A 7,426-nucleotide genomic window follows, 5' to 3' on the forward strand; every position below is an offset into this window, starting at 1 on the left:
TGAGAGATAGTCCAGAGAGCCAAACAGGTGGTCTCAGTGCGCCAACACCAAGACCACCTGAGTGGAGAGAGCCCTTAGGAGATCCGACCCCGGACAAGGTTCATGATCACCTGAAGGACCACGGACGTCGTCTTAGCCCCAGCGGCTAGGGCGACGTTGCCGTTTGTCATGATGCAGATCGCAACGATCCCGTCGCAGAGGACGATCGCGTTGGCGATGATTGCCATGATTTTATTCAGTTGTGGATCCCCCGTCGGGGGTACCGGCTTCGGCACAGGGGCCATGGGTCAACCTCCAATCACCTGACCCCCACGTCGCGTTTTGCGACGTTTCGGAGGGGCCATGATCATGAGGGCCGCTCACGCCCGCGCGGGATTGGAAGCAGGACCTCCTGCACCTGCGGCGAAGCTGATCACAGGATAGTCGAGCGCGGCGACGTGTTCGGTCAGCCAACTGGAGCGCGATGAGGAGTCGCCCGAACACAGCCGGGACGTCGCCGATGAAACGCAGCGCTCCGAGCGCCCCACACGGAAGGCCTGCGCGGTCAGTACCAGCGGTTCCATGCCTCAATCAGCCTGGTGAGGCCATTGACGAGTTCCGGGGTTTGCCGTGATGACAGCTGTCGCTAGGGCCAACCATTCCCTGGCGTGGGACGGCGCCCATCGTGCTTGCCGAAGTCGTCGAAGTCGCCGCGGGGGTTGATGTTGTCGTCGCTCATCACTAGCTCCTCGCCGTCTGTACCGAGATGCGCGCACGCCGAGAACGGAGCACAACGTGACCACCGCCCCCGACATCACACGCGTGAGCGGGCCCGGCCCGGGGCACCGGGGCGAGCCCGGCGGGGGGTGGGCGTCCGAGGGATTACCTGAACGGTGGTCGGGATCCAGGTAGGCGTCTGTGGCTCACGCCAGTGCGGCAGGACGACGCTTCCCGAACACGGTGTTCTCGTGTTCCACCGGCCTACCGCACCAGCAACATGCTCGAACATGCGTTCGACTTCGTGAGAGAATGCGGTGGTGAGGATGTTCGAGCGGTCACCGAAGGTCTGTCCGGCCGGTCACCGGCTCGGGCCGAACCGGGTCTTGGTGGGATGGTCGCCGTGTGACTGTCCCGCGGCCGCGGCGTCGGCAGGCGCGAAGGGTCACCGAACCTTCCAGTGCATCTGTGGGGCGGTGATCGCAGTGCCGCCACATGTGGGGCCGCCGCGACCGGGGGTTCGATGGTCGTGACCGCGCTGCCCCGTACCGCCGCGGTACCGGTGTCGTTCCGGCCCCCGCCTCTCCGGGTGCCGGAGCGACACCGACGACGCTCCTGCATACCGGCGTCACTCGGCCGGGCATGGCGGGGATGGATTGGTGAGCGCACAGCGGATCGCCTGCTGCACGGCGTCGATCACCTGGTACGCCTCGTCGATCTGCAGCACGAGTGCGCGCTGCGCACCGATCCGGTCGTCCACGGCGAGAGTCACCGTGTCGGGCAACTCGTTTCCGATCGTGATCGATCCGAAGTCGGTGTGCACGGTGATCGGGTCAGTCGTCATGACATGCCTTTCGACGGTTTGATGGTTCTATCGGTGAGACAGCGCGGCCCGCACGTCATTCGGTCGTGCGGTTGCCGGACCGGATCCATGCGGCCTCAGTCACCGCGGCATCGCTGATCGGCGATCCCGCCTGCAAGTTCGGTTTTTCCTTCGTTTCCGCACGCCCCGGTATTCGCTACCTACCCGAGCGGGAGGATTTGGTGCACGACGCCGCTCCCCCGGCGGTAGCCCATGGGGTTCGGCGGCGCGCTAGCGACGCTCCTTACAGTTCCGGCCCTAGGTGCGGGCCGTGTATGGGTGGCTGATGGTCGTGCGTGGCAGGGGGTCGGCCGTTCGGTTGCGGCGGTGTGTGGTGTACCTGCGGCGGCTTGTGCGTTTCCTCCGCTGTGGGGTGTTGGCTCAGCTGCTTCCCTGCCTCGGTCTCGGGAGAGAGTTCGTTCTGCGGTTCGTGGTCGATGTGCGTCTGCTTCTCCGGTTCGGGGGCGTCGATGTCCGCGGTCGGCTCGGCCCAGCGATCGGCGTTCATCTGGTCGATCACCGATGTGGTGTCGCGCTGGAACTTCTCGTGTGCGAGCTCGAGGGAAAGCTCTTCGTCGTGCTCGACCTCGATGGGTTCCTCTGGCGCCAGGGTGGGGGTGGTCAGTGGCTCGTAGATCTCGTTGCGGTCCGGGGAGTTTTCCAGCAGGGCATAGCTGCGATAGGTCAGTACATCCCAGTGCCTGTCGTACCGTTGCGAGGCGTCAGCGGTGCCTAATCCCGTTGGTGTGCTGGGGAGTTCTGTGGTGAAGGCCCGCTCGAGTTCGGCGGCGAAGGCTTCTCGGCCGGCGGTCCGGATTGCGGCCTCGAGCGGCAGGTCGGCCTCGGCGTCCTCGGGTGGATCGTCGTGGTAGTTCGCTGCGTGGTTGGCGGCGCGGAGCGCTTCGGGGTCGATGACGCGCCAGTCGATTGCGCGGTCAGGGCTACTGTGGGCGAGCTGGTCGGCCATGAGCAGGACCGCGACCGACTGGACGCCTTCGGTTTCCTCCTGGATGGCGGCGATGTGGCGGCCGAGCCGGTGCGGGTCGGCGAGGGTGTGCGCGAGGGGGCCAGCGATCACCGGGCTGGTGTAGGCGGGGGTGTCGCTGATGATCGGCATGAAGTCGGTGTGCAGCTCGCGGTGGATGACGCTCGCGTGTAGTTCGCTGCCGTCGCCGGTGACCTCGCGGTGGGCGAGATAGTCGGCGGTTCGCAGGGCCAGCTCCCAGGTGATGAGGCGGCGTAGCCGGGCGGGGTCGCGTTCGTCGAACGCGTTGACCGGGGCTCCGGTGTCGTAGGAAATGGTCCGTTTGTCCGCGGTGGGGTCGAACAGATCCTTGTAGCGGTCGTTCGGCGCGGGCAGTGCGGCGGCGGTGCGCTCGGCGGCGAGGGTCGAGGTGCCCTCGAGGATTCGGCGCACGGCGGCATCGTGTTCGGGGCCGTAGTCGGCGCGCTCGGCCAGTGCCAGACCGAGACGGACCAGGGCGTGCGCGCTGTCGAGTTCGGCTCCGCGTAGGACTCGTTCGCGGGGAACCTGGCGGAATGTCTCCCCAGCGGTGTAGGGGCCGCTGCGGTCGCGGTCGTAGTCGCGCATCATCGCCAGGTGGCTGACCAGGGACAGGACGGGGCGTCCGGGCGCGGGCCGTTCGGGTACGTATCCCGCGTTCGGTACGACGGCGGGGGCGAGGACATCGGCGAGCAGGCGGGGGTCTCCGGTCTCGGCGGTGATGTAGCGGGCCGCGGACAAAGCGGCGAGATCGACACGGGCTGTGTCGATTTGCCATCCGGCGTTATCTGCGATGCGCCGGAACAGTTCGTACTGGCTACGAGAATTTCCGTCCGGGAAGGGGTGGATCTCCGTCATGCGTGCCCAATAGTCGGCAAGGCGGGTGACGAAGGTGTGGTGGTCGAGTCCGATCAGGTTGTTCTCGGCGGCGAGGTCGGCGAACAGTTCCTCGACGTCGGCGGCGGTGTCCTCGGGGCTCGAGTGCGTGATCGGAAGGTTGCCCTGCGTGGTGGGGACGGTCTTGTACTGGCCAGCCCATGAGTACAGACCATCGAACCCTCGATGATGTATCTCTCGCAGGAACTCTCCGGTGAACGTGTCCGGGGTGGGGATGCCGGCGAACTGCCACATCGCTTCGGCGAACAGTCGTTTCTCGACTGCGGCGAGTTCCTGCGCGTCGGTGATGCCGAGCAGGTTCACTCGCGTATCGGTTCCGGGAATGTAGCCCTCGAGCGAAGACGATGCTGTGGTCACTCCGCGGGCCGTTCCACGCGACGGTGTGCGTTGAGGATGTCCTCGCGGGTCAGACCATCTTCGAGCTCGTCGATGATTGCTCGGGGATCTTCACCCCCGAACTCCCCTGCCATCGCGCAGGCGGCGCGGATGTGTTGTGCGACGGTCTCGCGCACCACCTCCTCGCCGAATGGGGCGAGCCGTTCCCGTAGCGACTGTCGCTCGGTGGTGTTGTCGTTCTCTGTCATGGTGTCCCCCTTGTGGTGTCGGTCGGTGCGTGAGGCAGGCGCGACTGCCGCTCCTCTCCCCCACCGGTATGTCTACTTGATGGCTCCGACGGTAGGCGCGGTGCCGACGCGGGCGCGAACGTGCTCGAGTCGGCGGGTGGCGGCACGTTGGGCGCAGCCGATGGTGACCATGTACTCGAACAGTTCGTGTTCGGGCAGGTTTTCCGCGGCCTCGGTGATGGCGGCTCCGGCAGTGCGGAAGCTGCGGCGGTATGCGGCGCTGATGACGGCGTGGGCGTAGTAAGGGGCGGCGATGGGGTCGGCTCGTGCGGTGGTGGCGGTGGTCAAGGCGTAGGCCAGGCGGCGGCCGTGGTGTCCGGCGAGTTGGCCGTGGCGCTCGAGGTGGGCCAGGACCATTGCCGCGTCGTGGGGCTGGCCGGTGGTCACCAGGGCTGCGATGGCGTCGAACAGTTCGGCGTGGAGCGACTGCTGGAAGTCGGCGGTGGTGAGCAGGTCCACGATGTCGGCGGCGGCATCCCGGCCGGCGAACAGCAACGCACACAACAGCAGGGTTTCCGTGTCGGCATCCTGGGGCGCGAACTCGGCGGCGCTGATGTAGCGGTCGAGGTCGGCCTGGTCGGTGAGGGTCATGCGCTGATCCGTTCGTCGAGATCGTCGGCGGCGTCGAGTACCGGGGTCGGGTCGGGGTGGCCGATGGGCGAGGTGGCGATGGTGGCACGGGTGACGGTGCGACCGTCGATGGTGATGGTGACTTCGCTACCGGCGGGCGCACCGTAGGCGAGCGCGAGCGTGCGCGCTGCCTCGGCGGCGTCGGATGCGGCGGTGGAGTGTGTGAAGGCGCAGCCGGAATCGGAGTGCGTGACGGTGGGAGCGGTCAGCGTGGCGGTCCAGACGATCATGGCGGCGCTCCTTCGGATTGGCGGGATTTTCCCAGGTGCTGGTCCATTGTTGCTTGATAGACATATTTTGTGAAGACTTTCCGATGTTTTTTCTATGTTTTTTTGATTCTTTTTTGATTCATGTTCGATGACTAGGTGATGGCGCGCCGGAGTCGTCGACCGGGGCTCGATGCCCCGGTCGGCGGCCATGCGCGCCGGGGGCTGGGGTCCCGGTGGGGCGACCGGTGCGGCCGCCCCACCGGGAGGGGGTTACTGCTCGGCAGCCACGGGTGCGAGTGCGGCTGCGCGACGCTCGATGTCGGCGAGGGTGTAGCCCTGGGCTTCTATGGCGCGCAGGTAGAACTGCGACAGGTCGGAAGGCTTGCGCCAGTGCTCGGCCCCGACCTGAGACTCGAGGGCGGTCAGGATGTGGGCGCGAAGCAGGACCAAGGCGCGGGAGTCGGTCGCGGTGGCGAGCTTGGCCAGGGTGTCGGACGTGGGAAGCATTTGCTCGGCGAGGGTGCGGGCGTGGTAGGCGGAGGGGATCTGCGGCCACTTCATCAGCACGGTTGCCACGAATGAGGCGGTGCCCTTGGGGGCGGTCTTGCGGGTGGTCTGCTGGTCGATCCACTGGCGGCGGACTTCGGTCGCGGCTCGCCATTCGCGGTTGTTCTCGATCACCTCGCGGCGCTGGGCGGCGCGTTCCTCGGCGTCCTGTTCGGCCAGGGTGGGGCGGGCGCGGTGTTCCCACCAGGTGCGCCAGGGGGTTTCTTCGCAGCCGATGACGTGCCAGTACAGCGCGGTCTCGGTGTCCTCGACGACGTTCTCACGGGGGATCATCCAGCCCTCGCGGGCGTCACCCTCGGGCAGCTCGTCCACGATGTCCTCTTCCTCGATCTCGTCGCCGGTCTCGCTGTCGAAGAATGAGGTGCGGACGGAGATGTAGAGACCGAGGTGTCCGGCGGCGGCAACCTCTTCGACGGTGGGGGCGTTGCCTCCTTCGTCGGTGACGCGTTCGATCAGATGGCTGGTCCCCTCCCCTACTCGCTCGTTGACGGCCCCGAGGGCTACGGCGTCGATGCCGTGTTCGGCGAGGTATGCCCCGGCTCGGGCGAGTGCGGCGTTGCGTTCGGTGCGGCGCAGCCGTTCGGCGGCGAGGGCGTGGTCGAGTCGTCCGCCACGGATGGCCCATTCGATGCGGCCGACGGCGGCGGGGTCGTCGCTGAATTCGGCGATGGCTGCGGCCTGCTCGATGGTCAGCTCTCCTCGGTGCACGGCGTCGCGCTGCTCGGTCTCGCGGAGGGTCAGTGCTGCCTCGACCTCGGTGCGGGGCGCTTTGGTGCGGCGGGCGATCTTGGCGGAGTCGAGCCCGTGGTCGGCCAGGGTCTCGAACAGGGCCAGGCGCTCACCGTTGGTGATGGCGGCACGGTGTTCGTTCTCGCTCCACTGGGTCACGAGCCGATCGACGGTGGCCTCGGCGCCGTCGCGTTCGTCGCCGACGATGAGGGCGGGGATCTGGGTCAGGCCGGCCTCGAGTGCGGCGGCGGTGCGGCGGTGTCCGGTCAGCACGCGCAGGGCTCCGTCGGCGGTGCGGCAGAGGGTGATGGGGGTCAGGACCCCTTGTTCGGCAATGGATTCGCGGAAGGCATTGGTCAGGCGCAGGTCGTGGCGGATGTTGGAGTCGGCGAGCAGGTCGGCAGGGTTGACGGTGACGAATTCGGCGGCGCTTCCGTTGTTGTTCACGACTCAAGTTTACATCTGTTTTGATGTTTTTTCGATGTTTATTTGAGTTCTTTTTGATGACTTCTCGGTGACGAGAATCACACGCCTCAGTCTCTGAACTGCGGTTTTGCTTCCGGAAGACGTCGACCCCGCCGGAGGCGGGGCCGTGGTGTCAGCGCTCTATGCGGTCGTGGATGGGCAGGATCGCGGACCGGTGGCCTAGATACTGCTCGGACAGCTCGCTGAATCTCGAGTCCGAGGTTCCGGCGTAGTTGCCTCCGAACATCACCACCCGACCCGCTTGGCCGAGCTCGTACCGGCCGAGCTCGGCGTTCCATTCGACTCCGACCAGGGCGGCGTAGCTGCCTTCGATGAATCCGTGGCACCGAATCCTGAGGGCCACGGTGGGGCCGACCTCCTCCCTCCCGCCAACACAGGTGCGCGCTCCATGGGGGCGCATCCGGCGGGCAGGGGTTCGACGCGTCCGGTGCGGGTGCAGCGCTCGTCGATGAGACCCACCAGAAGAAGGGTGTCGGCGGCGGCGCTGATGCCACCGTGGGTGCAGTCGCCGTCGCGGTTGGTTCGGTAGACGTCGAGTTGGAGAGCGGTGGACTGGTGGTCGTTCGCGTTGTTGTTCACGCGTCAAAATTACATACGTTTTGATTATTTTTCGATGTTTTATTGGTTCTTTTATGGTTCTTTTATGGTGATGGTGGTCACACGTTTTCGGGCTCTGACCTGTGGTTTTGTGGGTGTCTCGGGGTGCGGTGGCGGTGGTGGTGGT

Annotated in this window: 7 protein-coding genes; all 7 read right to left on the reverse strand. The window is 66.3% G+C overall.

All coding sequences use genetic code 11. The features are described 5' to 3' along the window. Positions 1-1,324: 1,324 nt before the first annotated feature. The 7 genes from M1M07_RS22980 to M1M07_RS23010 all read right to left on the reverse strand — a co-directional run bounded on the left by M1M07_RS22980 (position 1,325) and on the right by M1M07_RS23010 (position 7,045). Positions 1,325-1,540, reverse strand: a complete 216-nt coding sequence (locus M1M07_RS22980; RefSeq protein WP_248675644.1) for a hypothetical protein — start codon at positions 1,538-1,540, stop codon at positions 1,325-1,327. 262 nt (positions 1,541-1,802) lie between these two features. Continuing rightward, positions 1,803-3,815 (reverse strand): Fic family protein, encoded by a 2,013-nt coding sequence (locus M1M07_RS22985; RefSeq protein ID WP_248675645.1) that lies wholly within the window; start codon positions 3,813-3,815, stop codon positions 1,803-1,805. Further along, positions 3,812-4,042, reverse strand: coding sequence for a hypothetical protein (locus M1M07_RS22990; RefSeq protein WP_248675646.1), 231 nt, complete (start codon positions 4,040-4,042; stop codon positions 3,812-3,814). The genes M1M07_RS22985 and M1M07_RS22990 overlap by 4 nt, the downstream gene beginning before the upstream one ends. Before the next feature lie 72 nt (positions 4,043-4,114). Further along, positions 4,115-4,672 carry a DnaB-like helicase N-terminal domain-containing protein gene (locus M1M07_RS22995; RefSeq protein WP_248675647.1) on the reverse strand — a complete coding sequence of 186 codons (558 nt, stop codon included), beginning with the start codon at positions 4,670-4,672 and terminating at the stop codon, positions 4,115-4,117. Beyond that, the gene (locus M1M07_RS23000; protein WP_248675648.1) at positions 4,669-4,941 is read right to left on the reverse strand and encodes a hypothetical protein; all 273 of its coding nucleotides are present in this window, start codon (positions 4,939-4,941) and stop codon (positions 4,669-4,671) included. The genes M1M07_RS22995 and M1M07_RS23000 overlap by 4 nt, the downstream gene beginning before the upstream one ends. Positions 4,942-5,190: 249 nt before the next feature. After that, positions 5,191-6,663 (reverse strand): ParB N-terminal domain-containing protein, encoded by a 1,473-nt coding sequence (locus tag M1M07_RS23005; RefSeq protein ID WP_248675649.1) that lies wholly within the window; start codon positions 6,661-6,663, stop codon positions 5,191-5,193. Positions 6,664-6,814: 151 nt separating this feature from the next. Continuing rightward, positions 6,815-7,045 (reverse strand): hypothetical protein, encoded by a 231-nt coding sequence (locus tag M1M07_RS23010; RefSeq protein ID WP_248675650.1) that lies wholly within the window; start codon positions 7,043-7,045, stop codon positions 6,815-6,817. Positions 7,046-7,426 lie beyond the last annotated feature (381 nt).

Origin of the sequence: Rhodococcus sp. HM1, assembly GCF_023218075.1 — a bacterium.
In the GTDB taxonomy this organism is placed as follows: Bacteria; Actinomycetota; Actinomycetes; order Mycobacteriales; family Mycobacteriaceae; genus Rhodococcus.

Excerpts from the sequence above, each read along its gene's own strand:
- M1M07_RS22990 (WP_248675646.1), bottom strand. The coding sequence starts at position 4,042 with ATGACAGAGAACGACAACACCACCGAGCGACAGTCGCTACGGGAACGG.
- M1M07_RS22980 (WP_248675644.1), bottom strand. The coding sequence starts at position 1,540 with ATGACGACTGACCCGATCACCGTGCACACCGACTTCGGATCGATCACG.
- M1M07_RS22995 (WP_248675647.1), bottom strand. The coding sequence starts at position 4,672 with ATGACCCTCACCGACCAGGCCGACCTCGACCGCTACATCAGCGCCGCC.
- M1M07_RS23000 (WP_248675648.1), bottom strand. The coding sequence starts at position 4,941 with ATGATCGTCTGGACCGCCACGCTGACCGCTCCCACCGTCACGCACTCC.